This window comes from Bradyrhizobium sp. USDA 4473 (assembly GCF_054063335.1).
In genome coordinates this window covers 1975518-1993182 of the sequence record NZ_JBSSGE010000001.1, presented here as the reverse complement: position 1 = coordinate 1993182, position 17665 = coordinate 1975518, and the positions used below count along the sequence as shown (strand labels likewise).

Below are 17665 nucleotides of genomic sequence, written 5' to 3'. Positions count from 1 at the left end.
ATCCTCAGCTCACGCCGGTTGCACGCGCCAGCGCCGCATCGAGTACCGGCCGCGCGGCGTTGCGGAAGCGTGCCGCAACATAACCATCCGGCCGCAGCAGATAGGCGGTGCCGGGCGCAGCGTCGTAGCGCTTGCCGGCAAGGCCTTGCGCGTCGACCAGCCCGCCCTCGCCGCCGACCCGGATGGAGCCGACACCGTCGGGCACATCGACATCAGCGCCATTGCCAAACTCCAGCAGGGTGAAACGCGTTCCCTGCTTGATGAAAACGTCGGTCAGATAGCTCGAACCGCCGCCCTGCTCGGTCACCGGCGCGTCCAGCATGGAGGCGCCCGGCGGCGGGCCGCCGCGCCAGTCGTCACGATCGCCGCTCGACAGCGGCGTGTCATAGATCGACGGCACCGACAGCCGCCCGCCATTGACCATGCGCTTGCCGAACTCGGTATCCTTGGCGAGCGACAGCACCGCCTGGCGCAGCCGCGCCTCCTGTCGCGTCACCGGCGCCATGAAATCGGTCGAGCGGGTGGACTCGCGGATGTTCTCGTCCGCCGCGGCACTGCGCTCGATGTGGTAGGTCTCGAGCAAGCCTTCCGGCGACAGCCGGCGCAGCACGCGATCGAGCTTCCACGCCAGATTCTCGGCATCCTCCAGCCCTGAATTGGCGCCGCGCGCACCGAACGGCGAGACCTGATGCGCGGAATCGCCGGCGAAGATCACCCGGCCATGGATGAACTTGGCCATCCGGCGGCACTGGAACTTGTAGAGCGAGATCCATTCGAACTCGAACTTGTCATGCCCCAGCATGCGCTCGATCCGCGGCCGAACATTCTCGGGCTGCTTCTCGGCTATGGGATCGGCATCGGGATTGAGCTGCAGATCGATCCGCCAGATGTCGTCCGGCTGCTTGTGCAGCAGCGCCGAGCGTCCGGCATGGAACGGCGGATCGAACCAGAACCAGCGTTCGGTCGGAAACGCCGCGGTCATCTTGACGTCGGCGATCAGGAATTGGTCCTCGAACACCTGGCCTGCGAACTCCGCACCGACCATCTGCCGCAGCGACGAGCGGGCGCCGTCGCAGGCGACGACGAAGGAGGCGTGGACGTGATAAGCGCCTTCGGGCGTGGCGATGGTCAGCGCGACGCCGTCATTGCGGCTCTCCAGCGCGATCACCTTGTTGCGCCAACGCAGATCGATGTCGGGCAGCTGCTCGACCCGGTCGACCAGATAGGCCTCGGCGTAGAACTGCTGCAGATTGATGAAGGCCGGTCGCTTGTGGCCCTCTTCGGGAAGCAGATCGAACTGGTAGAGCTGCGAGGCGCCGTGAAAGATCTTGCCGACGCTCCACACCACGCCCTTCTCGACCATGCGGTCGCCGACACCGAGGCGATCCCAGAACTCCAGCGAGCGCTTCGAGAAGCAGATCGCGCGCGAGCCCTCGCCGATCCGGTCGGCATCGTCGAGCAGCACCACGCGCTGGCCGCGCTGGGCGAGATCGATCGCGAGCGACAATCCAACCGGCCCGGCGCCGACCACGACAACCGGATGCTCCGCGACGTTGGCGGCCGACCGGTCCTGGTCGGGGTGGCGGCGATAGCCGAACTGGGTTTTGGCCTCTGCCGTGTTGGCTGCCATTGCGTGACCCTGGATGTTCCCTTGTACCGGCCCTCGTCTATGGCTCAGGCTGCGGCTTGTGTGACTGGCTTGCGACAGGACCTTGCGGGTCGGCCGCGAGCTTGCTAAATTAGTCTCACTTGCAACTATCTTAAACCCCCAGTCGAGCCCGCCGTCAACTCAAATTGGAGGAATTTTTGGTCAGGACCTCTGCAAGCCAGCCTCCAGCCCGGGCGCAGAGCGCCGTGGAAGTGGACGCGCACGACGATGCCGCGCCGGCGAAGAAGCGCCTCGACCTCTTCCACTTCATGCCATTCCGCCTGAACCGGCTGGCGGCTGAGGTGAGTTCGGCGCTGTCGAGCGAATACCAAGCGCGCTACGGCCTCGACATTCCGGAGTGGCGCGTGCTCGCGACGCTCGGCTTCCGCAGCGATCCCTGCAGCGCGCAATACATCGCGCATTGCACGCGCACGCACAAATCCACCATCAGCCGCGCCGTCTCGGCGCTGATGGAGCGCGAGATCGTCGAGCGCGTCGAGAACGCCGACGACCGCCGCGAATTCCGCCTGCGGCTGACCAAAAAGGGCCAAGCGCTGTACGAGGAGTTGATCCCGCGCCTGTTGCGCAAGGAGCAGGAGATATTGTCCTGCCTCTCCGCACAGGAGCGCCGCGACCTCGGCCGCCTGCTCGGAAAGGTCGAGAGCAGCCTCGAGCTGGTGCAGACCAGTGAAGAGGCCGACGCGAAGGACGTGTATTAGGACCCCTACCGGTCATTCCGGGGCTCGCGAAGCGAGAACCCGGAATCCATTGAGCCGCGGTCAACGCGGCCTGATGGATTCCGGGCTCGTGCTTCGCACGCCCCGGAATGACAGACGGAGGGAGTTACGCCCCCTCGATATGCTTCGCGATAACAGGGAAGTAGTATTCCTTCGACCCCTTGTCGATCGCCTCCTGCAGCACCGTGCCGATCAGCTCCGCCCCGCGAATCCTGATGCCGGCGTCGGCGGCGAGCTCCAGCGCGTAGGACAGATCCTTCAGCGCATATTCGGTCGAGAAGGCGCGCTCCGGAAACACGCCGGGCACGATCGCCTTCATGCCGTGGTTACGCAGCGCAAAACTGTCGGCCGAGCCCTTCTTCGACAGGGTGTCCAGCAGCAACTTCGGATCGACGCCATTGTGCTTGGCCACCGCGACAGCCTCGGCCAGCGCGTTCACCGTCTCGAACAGCACCATGTTGTTGAGGATCTTGGTCACCTGCCCGGCGCCGACATCGCCGCAATGGGTGACGTCGGTGGCAAAGCAGCGAATTAAGGGCTCGATCGCGGCATAGAGGGCGGGCACCGCGCCGACCATCACGCTGAGCGTGCCATCCTGCGCCGCCTGCCGGGTGCGCGCGATCGGCGCATCGGCCCAGGCCGCGCCCTTGGCCTGCAATTGCGCGGCGAAGTCGCGGGTCTGGCTGACGGATGACGTGCCGAGATCGACCACGATCTGGCCGGCCCGTGCGTTCTTCAAAATGCCGTCTTCCTCGAACACCGCGCGCACGTGCCTGGCGCTCGGCAGGCAGAGGAACAGCACGTCGCTCTGCTTGATGACATCGGCGACCGACGTCGCGCCCTCCGCGCCGTCAGCGCGGAGCCGCTGCAACGGCTCAGTCGCGAGGTCGAACACCACGACGCGCTTGCCGCTCTTCTTGACCAGGTTGCGGCAAATCGGCTCACCCATCACGCCGAGGCCGATGAACCCGAGAGTCTTGTAGTCAGTCATATCGTTGCTTCTTTTCACGTTTCTTGACGCGTTGCAGATGCGCTTGTCACCTCGCGAACGATCGCGACGGCGCCAGATGCAGCGCGAACGCATCGACCTTGTCGCTGGCGCGCGGATAGATCTCGCTGACGATCGGATCGTGACCTGGGATGAAGCGGTCGGGATGCCCGGCGAGCCGCTCGACGATCTCCCAGCCCTGCACCATGTCGCCGACATTGTAGACGATCGGGAACGGGCTCTTCTTGTGCAGGTTCGCATAGTAGTGCGCGGCATCGGACGCCAGCACCACCGGACCGCGCGCGGTCTCGACCCGCACCACCTGCAAGCCGTCGGAATGGCCGCCGACGCGATGCACGGTGACGCCGGGCGCGATCTCGCCGTCGCCGGAATGGAAGGTGACGCGCTCGCCATAGACGTGCCGCACCATCTGGGTGACATGCTCGACCGAGAACGGATGACGCAGCATGCCGCTGCACATGCAGCGGCCGGTCGCGTAGCTCATCTCGCGTTCCTGCAGATGGAATTTGGCATTCGGGAAGCGATCCAGGTTGCCGGCGTGGTCATAGTGCAGATGGGTGACGATCACGTCGCGGATCGCATCGGCGCTGACGCCGAAACCGGCCAGCGCATCGACCGGGTTGAGCGTCAGCTTGCGGGCGCGCACCTTGGCCTCCTCGGCGTTGAAGCCGGTGTCGACGAGGATATCGCGGCCGTGGCCGCGGATCAGCCAGACGAAATAATCCAGATCCTGCGCCGTCGTGTCGTGCGGATCGGGGACTAGGAAGTTGAGGTGGGGCGTGCGCGGCGACATCGTCGCATAACGCAAGGCGTAGATCTCGTAGGCGTTTCCCATCGGTTTCGCTCTTGTTTGCAGCCTTGTTGAATGGTTTGCCGTCCCGACCACAAAGCCATCGCCCCGCGCAAAGGTCAAACCGCGCGTCGTGCGACGAGCGCATGACAGGGCCGCCAAGCCACTGTGAGTGCAATCACATTATCAACGCGCAGGAACCGGCACCATCCCATGATGGCGATGGCCGCCATGACCGCATGCTGTTGCACTGCGGCCTCCCTGCGGTCACCTCGATAAGCGATGCGGTCGCAAGCCGTTGACGGGAGTTCGGCCGTGGCTTGATAATGGATTTTCGTGAGAAGCGTTTTCGAGCGAAGTGGCTACCGGTTCGCGTTAAGAAAGCGCGTCAAAACAAGAATCTAGAGCCCTCGTTCCGATTTCCATCGGAACGGAAAAGGCTCTAGAGTTAAGGTCCCCGCGGCGCAGGCTGGAAACGGCGCCGTTTCATTGCAATGCCGCGATCTGGATTTGCCGCGATTATGAAAATCCGCCTTGCCTTGCTCGCCACGCTGATTTTTTCGATCGCGTCGTCCACCCTGTCGTTCGCCGCCGGCGACCGTTTCGCGCTGGTGATCGGCAACGCCAAATATCCCGACGCCGACGCGCCGCTGAAGGAGCCGGTCAACGACGCGCGCGACGTCGCCGATGAACTCAAGCGCGACGGCTTCACGGTCGAGGTCGGCGAGAACCTGACCGGCGACGGCATGCGCCGCGCCTTCGACCGGCTCTATGGCAAGATCAAGCCCGGCTCGGTCGCGCTGGTCTTCTTCTCGGGTTACGGCATCCAGTCGAACCGGCAGAGCTACATGATCCCGATCGATGCGCAGATCTGGGCCGAGGCCGACGTGCGCCGCGACGGCTTCAGCCTGGAGACCGTGCTCGGCGAGATCAACAGCCGCGGTGCCGGCGTCAAAATCGCCTTGATCGACGCCTCCCGGCGCAACCCGTTCGAGCGCCGCTTCCGCAGCTTCTCGGCCGGGCTTGCGCCGGTGATCGCGCCGAACGGGACGCTCGTGATGTACTCGGCGGCGCTGTCGTCGGTCGTCTCCGACAATGGCAGCGACCACAGCCTGTTCGTGCGGGAACTCCTGAAGGAGATCCGCACCCCGGACCTGATGGCCGAGGAAACGCTGAACCGCACCCGCGTCGGCGTCACGCGGGCCTCGCGGCAGGAACAGGTGCCGTGGATCTCGTCGTCACTGGCCGAGGATTTCTCGTTCATTCCAGGCGGCGCAGCCACTTCAAGCGGTGCGCCGGGAGCGGCGAGCACTGCACCCACCCCCGCCGCATCGCCGTCAACCGAGGTGGCCACGGCTCCGCCGGTCGCGCCACCACCGGCCCCGCCCGCCGCAACGCCGACGCCAGCACCGGCGCCTCCCGCGGCAACGACACCGACGCCGGCGCCGCCCAAGCCCCCCGTCGCGACCGCCCCGGCCTCACCGCCACCCGCACCGAAGGGCCCCGAGATCGCGCTGCCGCCACCCGCGCCTCCGCCGCCGGTGGTGATCCAGCCGACACCGGCGCCGAGCAATTCGCCCGTGCTTGCCGACGATCCGACCATCAAGAGTCTGAGCGAGAAGCTGGACAAGAACCCGGACGACGGCGCCGCGCTGTATCGCCGCGGCCAGGTCTATGCCAGCAAGGGCGCTTACGAGCTCGCGGTGAAGGACTTCACCAATTCGCTGCGGCTGAACCCGAAGGATGTCGAGGCCTATAACAACCGCTGCTGGGTCCGCACCGTGATCGGCGACCTGCAGGCAGCGCTGAAGGACTGCAACGAGGCGCTGCGGCTGCGCCCGAATTTCGTCGATGCGCTCGACAGCCGCGGCCTGATGAATCTCAAGGGCGGGCAGAACAAGAACGCCATCGCCGATTTCGACGCCGCGCTGAAGATCAATCCGCGGCTGACCTCGTCGCTCTACGGGCGTGGCCTCGCCAAGAAGCGCAACGGCGCGGTCGCGGAAGGCGATCTCGACATCGCAAACGCCAAGGCGATGGACCCCAACATCGTCAAGGAATTCGCCGACTACGGCGTGCAGTGACCAATCGATCGCTGCCCGGCCGGGCTCGAACCGCCGCTGCAATTGCGCGACTAATCAGAGGGTGCGTGCCGGGCCAATGCCGGGCGAACTGAAGAGTTGCATGGAACCGCGCAAGCCTGCGCAGGAGGGACCGAAATGTTCAAGCCGTCGGCAAAGGCCGCGATCCTTTCAATCATGACCGCCGGCGCCGTGCTGTCGTTCGGCATGGCGGCCGCCCGCGCCGGTGACGACGTCACCGAGGACCAGATCATCAAGGCGCTGACGCCCGAGAAGAAGCCGCTGACCCGCGGCCTCTCGGTCGGCCCGCAGACCACCTCGCCCGGGCTGAACGCCGACCAGGCCAAATTCGTGCAGAGCGTCCGCGGCCGCGCCACCCGCTCGCTGTCCTCGACCGAGCGCGAGGAGATCGCGACCATCGTCCAAGACAAGCCGAAGATCGATCTCGAGATCAACTTCGACTACAACTCCGCCGATATCAGCGCCAAGTCGCTGCCCTCGGTGCAGGCGCTCGGCCGCGCCCTCACCAATCCAGACCTGAAGGGTTCGACCTTCGTGGTCGCCGGCCACACCGACGCCGCTGGCGGCGAGGACTACAATCAGGGGCTCTCCGAGCGCCGCGCCGACGCCATCAAGCGCTATTTGGTCGACAAATACGGCATCAACGGCACCGATCTCGTCACCGTCGGCTATGGCAAGAGCAAGCTGAAGGACCCCAGCCACCCCATGGCGGACGTCAACCGCCGCGTCCAGGTCGTGAACGTGGAAAACAAGGACACCGCGTCCAAGTGAAACTCGTCCCAATGATCTGGATGTGATGGCCGGTGGCGTGGCCGCTTTTTGAGGTTACAATGCGCCCCGCACCCCGGCGGGGCGCATTTGCTTGAGGGCAGAAGCCCGGAGCAGCCCACCGGTGACCCGCCTCACATGACGTCGCATGCTCAAGCAACACAATGCGAGCGGATGAGACTTCGACAGGCAGACACGGCGTGACAAGCTCTGGATTGATCAGGCGATGAATTTTTCCCGATACCTCAAGCCTGCGCTCGGCACGGTGTTTTTCATCGCGCTGGTCATCGCCTATTACGCCTTCGAGCACCGCTCCCCCCCGCAAGAGAAGGAAACGCCGGGCCAGGCGCTGGTGGTGGTGACGAAGTCGACCAATGCCTGCTTCTCCGACATGGTCCGCGTCACCGGCTTCATCGTGCCGCGCCGCGAGGCGCAGGTGAATGTCGACCAGGACGGCTCCAAGGTCACCGACGTCCTGGTCCGCGAGGGCGATACCGTGACCGAGAACCAGGAACTGGCGCGGCTGACCCCGCCGCCGCAGCAGGCCGCCCAGGCCAATGCCAAGCCGATCGTGCTGCGCCCGCCGGCGGCCGGCCTGATCACCGAGGTGCGCACCGCGCCCGGCGCGCCGGCCTCGCCGCAGGCTCCCCCGATGTTCAAGATCTCGATCGGCAACGAGATCGAGCTCGACGCCGAGGTGCCGGGCTTCCAGCTCCTCAAGCTCAATCCCGGCGCCAATGTCCGGATCAGCCGCGATGACGCGCCCGACATGGTCGGCAAGGTCCGCCAGATCTCGCCGCAGGTCGATCGCACCACGCAACTCGGCCATGTCCGCATCACCATCAACAACAATCCGACGCTGAAGGTCGGCATGTTCGCGCGCGCCAACATCGACGCCAAGCGTTCCTGCGGCGTCGCGGTGCCGCGCACCGCGATCGACCGCCTGACCTTGCAGGTCGTCAAGGACAACACGGTGGAGACCCGCAGGGTGCGCGTCGGGCTGACCTCCGACACCTCGACCGAAATCCTTGAAGGCCTCGACGTCGGCGAAATCGTCGTGGCCGATGCTGGCACCTCGCTGCATGACGGCGACCAGATCAAGACCATGTTCGCCGACGAACTCGATCGCACGCGATCACGGTAATTCGGACACTCTAATGGCTTTGAACATCTCGGCATGGTCGATCCGGAACCCGCTTCCCTCGATCGTCTTCTCGATCATCCTGCTCGTGCTGGGCTGGGTCTCCTTCACCAAGCTCGCGGTGACGCGGCTGCCGAGCGCCGACATTCCGGTGATCTCGGTCGCGGTCTCGCAGTTCGGCGCAGCACCCTCGGAACTTGAATCGCAGGTCACCAAGACCATCGAGGACGGCGTCTCCGGCGTCGAAGGCGTGCGCCATATCTCCTCCTCGATCACCGACGGCCTGTCGGTGACCACGATCCAGTTCGCGCTGGAGACCAACACCGACCGCGCACTCAACGACGTCAAGGACGCGGTGACGCGGGTGCGCGCCAACCTGCCGCAGAACGTCACCGAGCCGCTGATCCAGCGCGTCGACGTGATCGGCCTGCCGATCGTGACCTATGCCGCGATCTCGCCCGGCAAGACGCCGGAGCAGCTCTCCTATTTCGTCGACGACGTGGTCAAACGCGCGTTGCAGGGCGTGCGCGGCGTCGCCCAGGTCGAGCGCATCGGCGGTGTCGAGCGCGAGATCCTGGTCTCGCTCGATCCCGACAAGCTGCAGGCGGTGGGGCTGACCGCGGTCAATGTCAGCCAGATGCTGCGCGGCACCAATGTCGACGTCGCCGGCGGCCGCGCCGAGATCGGCAAGAACGACCAGGCGATCCGGACGCTCGCCGGCGCCAAGACGCTGAACGAACTCGCCGGCACCATGATTCCGCTGTTCGGCGGCGGCGAAATCCGGCTCGACGATCTCGGCACCGTCACCGATACCATCGCCGACCGCCGCACCTTCGCCCGCTTCAACGGCGAACCTGTGGTGGCTCTCGGCATCAAGCGCTCCAAGGGCGCCAGCGACGTGGTGGTCGCGGCCGCGGTGCAGAAGCGGATCGACGCCCTGAAAATTGCCTATCCCGACGTCGACCTCAAATTGATCGACACCTCGGTCGAGTTCACCAAGGGCAATTACGAGGCCGCGATCTCGACCTTGTTCGAGGGCGCGATCCTCGCCGTCATCATCGTGCTATTGTTCCTGCGCGACATCAGAGCCACGATCATTGCCGCGGTCTCGCTGCCGCTGTCGATCTTCCCAGCATTCTGGGCGATGGACCTGCTCGGCTTCTCGCTCAATTTGGTCTCGTTCCTCGCCATCACGCTGTCGACCGGCATCCTGGTCGACGACGCCATCGTCGAGATCGAGAACATCGTCCGCCACATGCGGATGGGCAAGACGCCTTATCGTGCCGCGCTCGAAGCCGCGGACGAGATCGGCCTCGCGGTGATCGCGATCTCGCTGACCATCATCGCGATCTTCGCCCCTGCAAGCTTCATGTCCGGCATCGCCGGGCAGTTCTTCAAGCAGTTCGGCATCACGGTGTCGGTGCAGGTGCTCTTCTCGCTGCTCGCCGCGCGCTTCGTGACGCCGATGCTGGCGGCCTATTTCCTCAAGCACCATGACCACGATGATCCGCCGCCCGGCCGCATCCTGCGCAGCTATCACAGCCTGGTCACCTGGTCGGTGAAACACCATTACATCACCGTGCTGCTCGGCTTCGCGGTGTTCGCCGCCTCGATCTGGAGCATCACGCTGCTGCCGCAGGGCTTCCTGCCGGCACAGGACACCGCGCGCTCGCTGCTCGCGATGGAGCTGCCGCCCGGCTCGCAGCTCGCCTACACTGAGAAGGTCACCGAGGAAATCGTGGCGCGGCTGCGCAAGCGGCCCGAGGTGAGGAGCGTGTTCGTCGACGGCGGCCGGGTGCCGCCCGGCATCCAGGAGGTGCGGCGCGCCGCGCTGATCATCAACTACACGCCGAAGGCCGACCGCAGGATCACCCAGCGCGAGCTGGAGCTGTCGATCGGCAAGGAGCTCGATAACGTCCCCGACATCAGGTTCTGGTTTCTCGACGAGAACGGCCTGCGCGCGATCTCGCTGGTCGTGACCGGCACCGACAGCAATATCGTGAACAACGTCGCCAGCGAGCTGGCGACGCAGATGAAGCGGATCCCGATCATCGCCAACGTGATCTCGGAGACCGCGCTCGACCGGCCCGAGCTGCGCATCCGTCCGCGCGCCGAGCTCGCCGCTCGGCTCGGCGTCTCGACCGAGAGCCTGTCGCAGACCATCCGGGTCGCCACCATCGGCGACGTCGGCCCCGCGCTGGCGAAATTCGACGCCGGCGAGCGCCAGGTCCCGATCCGCGTCCAACTCGAGGACAATGCGCGCAGCGATTTGCAGATGCTGGAGCAGCTGCGGGTGCCGCTCGGCCAGCGCGGCGAACGCGGCGGCGTGCCGCTGTCCGTCGTCGCCGACATCCAGCTCGACCAGGGCCCGACCAGCATCAACCGCTACGACCGCGAGCGGCAGGCCACCGTCGCCGCCGACCTGGTCGGCAATGCCGCGCTCGGCGACGCCACCAAGCTGATCTACGACCTGCCGGTCATGAAGAGCCTGCCGAAGGGCGTCAAGGTCAGCCCGTCCGGCGACGCCGAGAGCCTCGCCGAGCTGTCCGACGGCTTCGCCACCGCGATCACCGCCGGGTTGATGATGGTCTATGCCGTGCTGGTGCTGCTGTTCGGCACCTTCCTGCAGCCGATCACCATCTTGTTCTCGCTGCCGCTCTCGATCGGCGGCGCGATCGGCGCGCTGCTGTTGACCGGCAAGCAGCTCACCACGCCGGTGTGGATCGGCATCCTGATGCTGATGGGCATCGTCACCAAGAACGCCATCATGCTGGTGGAGTTCGCGGTCGAGGCGATCCGCGACGGCAAGGCGCGCGAGGACGCCATGATCGACGCCGGCATGAAGCGCGCCCGCCCGATCGTGATGACCACGATCGCGATGGCCGCCGGCATGATGCCGTCAGCGCTGGCGTTCGGCGCCGGTGGCGAATTCCGCTCGCCGATGGCGCTCGCGGTGATCGGGGGCCTGATCTTCTCGACCGTGCTGTCGCTGGTGTTCGTGCCGGCGATGTTCATGGTGATGGACGACATCGGCGGCCTGATCTGGCGCCTCGGCAAGCGGCTGGTGGTCTCGCATGCCGACCACGAGCTCACGCCGAGCGAGCCGAAGCCCGACGACACCAAGCGGCAGGGCGGCCCGCCGAGCATGATATCGCCGGCGGCGGAATGAGCTTGGGTTCGCGGCGCGGCTAATACAGCCGCGTGCGATAGGCCTCTTCCATCGCCTTCTCGGCGACCTCGACCTCAACGGCGGCGGTCTGCTCGGCGATGATCCGGCCGAGCGTCGGGAAACTGTTGCGCTCGACCTGGGCAGCGGGATTCCAGAGCTTCGAGCGCATCAGCGCCTTGCCGCAATGGAAATAGGTCTCGTCGACATGCACCTTGAGACCGATGATCGGCGTGACGTTCTGCACGGTCAGCGGCGTCAGGAGATCCGGCTCCTGCGAGATCTCGGCCCGCCCGTTGATGCGCAGCGTCTCGTTGATGCCGGGCACCATGAAGATCAACCCGACCCCGGGCGAGGCGATGATATTGCCGAACGTGTCGACCCGGTTGTTGCCGCGCCGGTCCGGGATCAGCAGCGTCTTGTCGTCGAGCACCGAGACGAAGCCCGGCGCATCGCCGCGCGGACTGGCGTCGGCATGGCCGTTGCCGTCGCTGGAGGCAATGATGAGGAACGGCGACAGCGCGATGAAGTCGCGGCAGAATTTGTCGAGATGATGGAGGACCTTCTTCTCGGCGAGCGGGCTGACCTGCCCGAAATGCCCACGAAGATCCTGCTGCGACTTGACCGGCGGCTTGCCGCCCGCGTTCTGGCTGCTCATTGCGAACTCCCGTTTATGGCCCGTCTATACCACGTCAGCGCGGGAATTGATGCCGGCCGCCAGGGAGCGCGCATTGGCCGCGGCCGCGAGGCTTAGCGGTGCCCGGAATGCAAAACCCCTGCGGTCAACGGGGAAAGACCGCAGGGGTTTGCAGGTGGATGGCGTGAGGCCAGCAAGGCTGGGTGTCACCCCAAGGACCGGCACCGCAATGAAAGCGATAGCGGCCTCGTCATGCAAGCACGTCTTTTAGGCAGCAGTGCGTCAACATTCGCAGGCAAAGCGCGCGAGAGACTCGAATTCTCGCGCACGTTGCATGCGTTCCGCCGGGCTTCTCGTTCGTCGCGCTCCTTGCGCGAACCGATTATTCGCTTCGTTCGAAAACCGTTTCTAATCGTTGCGTGCGACTGCCGTCAGCTTGGTCATGTTGTGCAGCATGATCCGGCCGCGCTGCAGGTCGACGATGCCGTCCTTGCGCCAGGTCTGCAGTTGCCGGTTGACGCTCTCGCGCGCCGCGCCGACGAAGATGCCGAGCTGCTCCTGCGAGATGTGCACCTCGGAACCGAAATCCTCGGCCAGCGCACACAGCCGGCGTGCGAGGCGCACCGGCAACGGCTGCAGCACGGATTCCTCCATCCGCTCGCTCTGCCAGCGGATGCGCTGGCACAGCAATTCGATCAGCCGGACCGCGACCTTCGGCTCGCGCTCGAGGAAGCCCAGGAAATCCTCCCGCCGCAGCACGAACAATTCGGTCGGCTCGCCCGCGGTCGCGTCCGCAGTGCGATCCTGGCCGTCGAGCACGGCGACTTCGCCGAACAGGTCGCCGGATCCCATGAAGTTGAGTGTGAGCCGGCTGCCGTCGGACGCACCGGTTTCGATCCGCATCTGGCCGCGGCGGACCCCAAACAGGGCATCGCCGGGATCTCCCTTCTGGAACAGCACCTCGCCGGTGGTGAGCTGCTGGGTGTGGCAGAGGCCCGAAAGCCGCTGCAGCTCGTCCGCACCGAGATCGGCGAACATCGGATTCATCTTCAGAATGACCGCAAATTCGGCCTGTTTGTTCATTGTACTGCCTTCCAAATCAATCCGAGCAGTCCCCGCTGCCCGGTTAGCAAAAATCACCCTCATAAGAGTGTGTTTGAGGTCACATAAGTTCATGCTGGTAACGGATTATTTTTCCCGGCATTGGAGCGAGACCCCGTTTGCGGGGTAATCTCGTGTGAACGGCCGTGTCCTTGCGCGGCGGAACCCCTGCTTGCCCGGCCTGGAACGACGACATGAGAGCACTGAGACTTGCCGGGGCTGCCGTTGCGGCCGTGGTCGTGATCCTCGCGCTGGTGGCCGTGATCGGGATCCCCGCTTCTTTCGTCACGTCTGCGATCACCGAGCGGGTCGAGCGGGAGACCGGCTACCAGCTCACCATCAATGGCGGCGCCAAGGTCTCCCTCTGGCCGACGATCAATCTGACGCTGAACGACGTCGTGTTGCAGGACCCGCGGGGCCGCGAGTCCAATAACCGGTTCGCGGCCACCCGTGTCGACGCGGAGATGACGCTGTCGAGCCTGTGGTCGGGCCGGCCCGAGATCACCGACCTCGCGATCGAGAAGCCGGTGGTGAACCTGCCGCTGCAGCGCGAGCGCACCCGCGACCATCATCCGCCGGCGAAGTCGTCTGCGTCCGACAATGGCGGCATCACGATCCGGCACGTCGGCGTCACCGGCGGCACGGTCGTGTTCTCCAGTGTGCGCGACCGCGTCGAGAGCCGGATCGAGGCGCTCAACGCCGACGCGACCATCGGCGACGATCGCAGGATCGTCGTCACCGCGAACGCCCGCGCGAGCGACAGGCCGCTGAAGTTCGAGCTCCGCGCCACCGCGCCGCAAGGATCGCTGGACCATCAGAGCGTGCCGACCGAATTCAACATCGAGGCACCGGGCCTGTTGCCGGCAGCGATCAAGGCCAACGCGGAAGCACGTCTGAACGGCACGGTCGTGATGTTCAACGGCGTCTCCGGCACGCTCGGCGATGGCGGCTTCACCGGCTGGGCGTCGGTCGATTTCGCCAGCAACAAGCCGCTGGTGAAGCTCGATCTCGACTTCCAGCGCATCTCGATTGCGGTGCCGCCGGGCCAGCCCGACGCGGCGCAGCCATTGGGCACCAACAGCTGGAGCAACGCGTCGATCGATCTCAACGGCCTCAATTACGTCGACGCGCAAGCGCGCATCTCGACGCCGGAGCTCGTGATCGGCGGCGGCCGCTTTACGCAGGCGGCGATCGATGCGTCGGTCGACAGCGGCGTGCTGAAGGGCAGGCTCAGCAACCTCGGCGCCTATGAGGGCACCGCCGATGGCGACGTCACGATCGACGCGCGAACCGCGAACCCAACCTACGCGCTGCGGCTCGATCTCGCCGGCGTGCGCGCGCTGCCGGTGCTCAAGAGCCTCGCCGAGTTCGACAAGCTCGACGGCAAGATGCAGGCCAAGCTCGCATTGACCTCGCAGGGCACGAGCGAGCGCGCCATCGTCGGCAATCTCGGCGGCACCGCCTTCGTCGTGTTCCAGGACGGCAAGATCCTCGGCCTCAACGTCGCGCAGATGATCCGCAACCTCACCACCAGCCCCCTGTCGGGCTGGCAGCAGGGTGAGGAATTGTCGACCGATCTCAGCCAGCTCTCGGCCTCGTTCAAGGTCGACAAGGGCCAGGCCGTCACCACCGATCTCAATCTGATCGGCCCGCTGATGAAGATGACCGGGGTCGGCACCATCGACCTCAACACCCGCCAGATCGGATTCCGCGTCGAGCCGCAACTCGTGATGACCACCGAGGGCCAGGGCCGCGCCGGCAATCCGGTCGGCCTCGGCATCCCCGTGATGCTCGAGGGCCCCTGGGTGAGCCCGCGGATCTATCCGGAGATGCAGGGCATCCTGGACAATCCCCAGGCCGCCTATGCCAAGCTCAAGGAGATGGGCAAGGGCCTGTTCGGCGCCAACGGCCAGGGTCTGAGCCAACAGGGCCTGAGCCAGGGGCTCAACGGGCTGACCAACCTGCTCAACGGCGCGCAGGGCGGCGGTGGCGCCGGCACCGGCCAGACTCCAGGCGCCGGCCAAGGCAACCCGCTCGGCGGGCAACTCGGCGACACCATCGGGAACCTGCTGCAGCAGGGCCTTTCCACCCTCAACCAGGGCAACGCCTCGCGCCCGAGCCGCAGCCTGGCCAGGCCCGAGGCGGACGCGCCGCCGGCCGCCGATCAGCCCGCGCCGCCGTCCCCGCCGCCCGGCGACACCGCCGAGCAGCACGACAATCCGGCGATGAAGGACGTGCTGCGTCAGCTGTTCAATCGCTGATAGTCCCGGATATCCCCCGCCATTATCCGCGGCTAACCATGCGACCCAAGGCTCCGCTCTCCCCGTCCGATCCGTGCTAAACAGCGCCCAACACAGTGGCGCACCCGACGGATCGGAGGGCACGGACGAGGCGGGATGAACGGGGCTGCGGACAACGGCAAGAACTGGTTCCTGCGCGGCGGCCTGTTCGCCAAATACGTCCTCGCGCTGGTCGGCCTCGTCGTGTTCGTGCTCGCGGTCAACGGCGCGCTCGAGACCTGGATCAGCTATCGCGGCATCAAGAGCACGCTGATCGATGCGATGAGCGAGAAGGCGGATGCCACCGCCAAGCGCATCGAGCAGGCGATCTCCGATCTCGAACGCCAGATCTCCTGGGTGACCCGCGCCTCCTCCAACACCATCGAGCTGCGCCGCGCCGACTATGCCCAGCTGCTCGGCCAGGTGCCGGCGGTGAGCCAGCTCACCTTGATCAGCAGCCAGGGCCAGGAGCTGCTGCGGCTGTCGCGCCAGACCGTCACGGTGAACTCCAACACCGACCTCTCCCGCGACCTCCGCTTCATCGAGACGGTCAGCCGCGGCACCGCCTACGCGCCGGCGTATTTCCGCGACGGGCGGCCCTTCATGTCGATCGGCGAGCAGCATTCCGGCTTCAATGCCGGCGTCACCGTGGCCGAGATCGACCTGCGCTTCCTCAACGACTATTTCGGCGACTCCCAGGTCGGCCGTCTCGCCTATGCCTATGTCGTCGACGCCAGGGGCCGCGTGCTGGCGTCCTCGTCGAAGGGCCCGGAGATCGGCAAGGACCTCGCCGCATTGCCGCAGGTCGCAGCCGTGCTGTCGCGCAACGGCAGGCCGCTCGCCTCCGGCAGGGATGTCGACGGCAACGCGGTGCTGACGACTGCGACCGCGGCGCCCGACCTCGGCTGGCACGTGTTCTACGAGCAGCCGACCGCGCAGGCGCTGTCTCCGATCCGCGACCAGCTGGTGCGCATTGCGCTCCTGATCGCGCTCGGCCTCGTGGTCGCGATCATCGCCGGCACGATCCTGGCGCGGCGCATGCTGGTGCCGATCACGGCACTGCGCACCGGTGCGCGGCGGCTCGGCGCCGGCGATTTCGGCCATCGCATCGAGGTGAAGACCGCGGATGAGCTGGAGGAGCTCGCGGGGCAATTCAACAGCATGGCCTCGCAACTCGCCGAGACCTATTCCGACCTCGAAGGCAAGGTGAAGGAGCGCACCCGCGACCTGGAGGAAGCCAACGCCACCGTGCGCGAGCAGGCCGACAAGCTGCGCGAGCAGACCGAGCAGCTCAAGGACTGGAACAGGTCGCTGGAGCAGCGGGTCGAGACCCAGCTCGGCGAGCTCGAGCGCGTCCGCAGGCTCGAGCGCTTCCTGGCGCCGCAGGTGGCGCAGCTGATCGCCTCGTCGGACAATCCCGAGGGCCTGCTCGACAGCCACCGCCGTGAGGTCACGGTGGTGTTCTGCGACCTGCGCGGCTTCACCGCCTTCACCGAGGCGACCGAGCCCGAGGAGGCGATGAACGTGCTGCGCGAATATCACGCGGCGCTCGGCAAGCTGATCTTCAAATACGAAGGCACGCTCGACAAATATGCCGGCGACGGCGTGATGATCCTGTTCAACGCGCCGATCCAGCTCGCCGACCACACCGCACGCGCGGTGAAGATGGCGGTGGAGATGCGCGACACCGTCGGCCCCTTGACCGAGAAGTGGCGCAACCGCGGTCATAGTCTTGGCTTCGGCATCGGCATTGCGCTCGGCTACGCCACGCTCGGCCAGGTCGGCTTCGAGCAGCGGCTGGAATACGCCGCGATCGGCAGCGTCACCAACCTCGCCTCCCGCCTGTGCGGCGAGGCCAAGGCCGGCCAGATCGTGGTCAGCCGCCGCGTCTACGGCATGGTCGAAGCGTACGTCGAAGGCCGCGCCATCGACGACCTCGTGCTGAAGGGCTTCAACCATCCGATTTTGGCGGCGGAGATTCTGCGCTGGAAGGGCGAGCCAAGCGCGGAGGCGGCGGCGGAATAGCCAAAGCTCTTTCCCAACGTCGTCCCGGGCACCCACATAAGTCCCGTCATCCTGAGGAGGCGCGAAGCGCCGTCTCGAAGGATGCACGGCCCCGATGCGGCCGCAGCCGGGCCGTCGACCCTTCGAGACGGCCGCTGCGCGGCCTCCTCAGGGTAACGGTTCAACAGCGCACATCGCTGCAACCCGTTTGTCCTGATTCAACTATCAAACAGCTGAGGGAAACACACCCCCGCAGCCTCGCGACGCCACCGCGCCCGAGTCA

At 66.0% G+C, this 17665-nt stretch carries 12 protein-coding genes; 7 read left to right on the top strand and 5 right to left on the bottom strand.

Annotated elements, in window-relative coordinates:
- Positions 1-4: 4 nt before the first annotated feature.
- The gene (locus tag ACVW17_RS09315; protein WP_456751602.1) at positions 5-1630 is read right to left on the bottom strand and encodes an FAD-dependent oxidoreductase; all 1626 of its coding nucleotides are present in this window, start codon (positions 1628-1630) and stop codon (positions 5-7) included.
- A gap of 287 nt (positions 1631-1917) precedes the next feature.
- On the opposite strand from ACVW17_RS09315, the gene ACVW17_RS09310 reads away from it, so the two are divergent.
- Positions 1918-2367: a MarR family winged helix-turn-helix transcriptional regulator gene (locus tag ACVW17_RS09310; RefSeq protein WP_249137848.1), complete on the top strand. Its 450-nt coding sequence runs from the start codon at positions 1918-1920 to the stop codon at positions 2365-2367.
- A 124-nt stretch (positions 2368-2491) separates the two neighbouring features.
- Here the strand turns inward: ACVW17_RS09310 and ACVW17_RS09305 are convergent, their stop codons facing one another.
- Together ACVW17_RS09305 and ACVW17_RS09300 are read right to left on the bottom strand one after the other, a co-directional pair.
- Positions 2492-3376, bottom strand: a complete 885-nt coding sequence (locus tag ACVW17_RS09305; protein WP_456751601.1) for an NAD(P)-dependent oxidoreductase — start codon at positions 3374-3376, stop codon at positions 2492-2494.
- A 46-nt stretch (positions 3377-3422) separates the two neighbouring features.
- Positions 3423-4229 carry an N-acyl homoserine lactonase family protein gene (locus ACVW17_RS09300; protein WP_456751600.1) on the bottom strand — a complete coding sequence of 269 codons (807 nt, stop codon included), beginning with the start codon at positions 4227-4229 and terminating at the stop codon, positions 3423-3425.
- A gap of 476 nt (positions 4230-4705) precedes the next feature.
- Here ACVW17_RS09300 and ACVW17_RS09295 point away from each other — a divergent pair, with 476 nt between their 5' ends.
- The 4 genes from ACVW17_RS09295 (at position 4706) to ACVW17_RS09280 (ending at position 11364) form a co-directional block, all read left to right on the top strand.
- Positions 4706-6268: a caspase family protein gene (locus tag ACVW17_RS09295; RefSeq protein ID WP_456751599.1), complete on the top strand. Its 1563-nt coding sequence runs from the start codon at positions 4706-4708 to the stop codon at positions 6266-6268.
- Positions 6269-6403: 135 nt separating this feature from the next.
- The gene (locus ACVW17_RS09290; protein ID WP_456751598.1) at positions 6404-7057 is read left to right on the top strand and encodes an OmpA family protein; all 654 of its coding nucleotides are present in this window, start codon (positions 6404-6406) and stop codon (positions 7055-7057) included.
- Positions 7058-7280: 223 nt separating this feature from the next.
- Positions 7281-8198: an efflux RND transporter periplasmic adaptor subunit gene (locus ACVW17_RS09285; protein WP_456797046.1), complete on the top strand. Its 918-nt coding sequence runs from the start codon at positions 7281-7283 to the stop codon at positions 8196-8198.
- Positions 8199-8211: 13 nt separating this feature from the next.
- The gene (locus ACVW17_RS09280; protein WP_456797045.1) at positions 8212-11364 is read left to right on the top strand and encodes an efflux RND transporter permease subunit; all 3153 of its coding nucleotides are present in this window, start codon (positions 8212-8214) and stop codon (positions 11362-11364) included.
- Between the two features lie 19 nt (positions 11365-11383).
- Here the strand turns inward: ACVW17_RS09280 and ACVW17_RS09275 are convergent, their stop codons facing one another.
- Together ACVW17_RS09275 and ACVW17_RS09270 are read right to left on the bottom strand one after the other, a co-directional pair.
- Positions 11384-12019 carry a pyridoxamine 5'-phosphate oxidase family protein gene (locus ACVW17_RS09275; protein ID WP_456751596.1) on the bottom strand — a complete coding sequence of 212 codons (636 nt, stop codon included), beginning with the start codon at positions 12017-12019 and terminating at the stop codon, positions 11384-11386.
- 387 nt (positions 12020-12406) lie between these two features.
- Entirely contained in the window at positions 12407-13081 is a 675-nt protein-coding gene (locus ACVW17_RS09270) for a Crp/Fnr family transcriptional regulator (RefSeq protein WP_456751595.1), read from the bottom strand.
- 212 nt (positions 13082-13293) lie between these two features.
- Here ACVW17_RS09270 and ACVW17_RS09265 point away from each other — a divergent pair, with 212 nt between their 5' ends.
- Positions 13294-15360, top strand: a complete 2067-nt coding sequence (locus tag ACVW17_RS09265; protein WP_456751594.1) for an AsmA family protein — start codon at positions 13294-13296, stop codon at positions 15358-15360.
- 135 nt (positions 15361-15495) lie between these two features.
- Positions 15496-17403, top strand: coding sequence for an adenylate/guanylate cyclase domain-containing protein (locus tag ACVW17_RS09260; RefSeq protein ID WP_456751593.1), 1908 nt, complete (start codon positions 15496-15498; stop codon positions 17401-17403).
- Positions 17404-17665 lie beyond the last annotated feature (262 nt).

Coding starts and splice junctions, on each gene's coding strand:
- ACVW17_RS09315 (WP_456751602.1), bottom strand. CDS start 1,630: ATGGCAGCCAACACGGCAGAGGCCAAAACCCAGTTCGGCTATCGCCGC.
- ACVW17_RS09310 (WP_249137848.1), top strand. CDS start 1,918: ATGCCATTCCGCCTGAACCGGCTGGCGGCTGAGGTGAGTTCGGCGCTG.
- ACVW17_RS09305 (WP_456751601.1), bottom strand. CDS start 3,376: ATGACTGACTACAAGACTCTCGGGTTCATCGGCCTCGGCGTGATGGGT.
- ACVW17_RS09300 (WP_456751600.1), bottom strand. CDS start 4,229: ATGGGAAACGCCTACGAGATCTACGCCTTGCGTTATGCGACGATGTCG.
- ACVW17_RS09295 (WP_456751599.1), top strand. CDS start 4,706: ATGAAAATCCGCCTTGCCTTGCTCGCCACGCTGATTTTTTCGATCGCG.
- ACVW17_RS09290 (WP_456751598.1), top strand. CDS start 6,404: ATGTTCAAGCCGTCGGCAAAGGCCGCGATCCTTTCAATCATGACCGCC.
- ACVW17_RS09285 (WP_456797046.1), top strand. CDS start 7,281: ATGAATTTTTCCCGATACCTCAAGCCTGCGCTCGGCACGGTGTTTTTC.
- ACVW17_RS09280 (WP_456797045.1), top strand. CDS start 8,212: ATGGCTTTGAACATCTCGGCATGGTCGATCCGGAACCCGCTTCCCTCG.
- ACVW17_RS09275 (WP_456751596.1), bottom strand. CDS start 12,019: ATGAGCAGCCAGAACGCGGGCGGCAAGCCGCCGGTCAAGTCGCAGCAG.
- ACVW17_RS09270 (WP_456751595.1), bottom strand. CDS start 13,081: ATGAACAAACAGGCCGAATTTGCGGTCATTCTGAAGATGAATCCGATG.
- ACVW17_RS09265 (WP_456751594.1), top strand. CDS start 13,294: ATGAGAGCACTGAGACTTGCCGGGGCTGCCGTTGCGGCCGTGGTCGTG.
- ACVW17_RS09260 (WP_456751593.1), top strand. CDS start 15,496: ATGAACGGGGCTGCGGACAACGGCAAGAACTGGTTCCTGCGCGGCGGC.